The organism is Priestia sp. SIMBA_032 (assembly GCF_046535215.1).
In the GTDB taxonomy this organism is placed as follows: Bacteria; Bacillota; Bacilli; order Bacillales; family Bacillaceae_H; genus Priestia; species Priestia aryabhattai.
Genome location: NZ_JAWRXD010000183.1, coordinates 1 through 402 on the forward strand (window position 1 = coordinate 1; position 402 = coordinate 402).

A 402-nucleotide genomic window follows, 5' to 3' on the forward strand; every position below is an offset into this window, starting at 1 on the left:
GCCCATCGACTATCGAACCTGCGAATAAAATGGACACACCCTAGGGCAACTCCTCCGGAGGGGCCTGATGATCTGGAACTACCATCGCCCAGATCGTGCTCTCTGCTGCCTAAAGTTTGCTGCGGACTTCAATAACCCGTCGAACTGCAGGAGAAGAGTGTAAGCATCGAAACGGTTAAAAACCCCTCGCGAATTAACCCAGTGGTCCGCTACCGCATTACCTCCAATGCATGCCTGACCTGCTCAACGTCAACGTGTACATATTTCAGGGTCGTCGCAATGCTCCGGTGCCCTAGCAAATCCTTGACGATATGAAGATTGCTCTTGGGCTGCTTCATCAGATCAGTCGCGATCGTATGCCTGAAACGATGTGGGCTCACGTGCACTCCGAGCTTGCGGCTC

General features: G+C 53.2%; 1 protein-coding gene. It reads right to left on the reverse strand.

Annotated features, from left to right (window positions below; genetic code table 11):
• Window positions 1-209: 209 nt before the first annotated feature.
• The coding region (locus tag SB717_RS33930; protein ID WP_410907203.1) for a tyrosine-type recombinase/integrase at window positions 210-402 on the reverse strand (193 nt) is incomplete at its 5' end.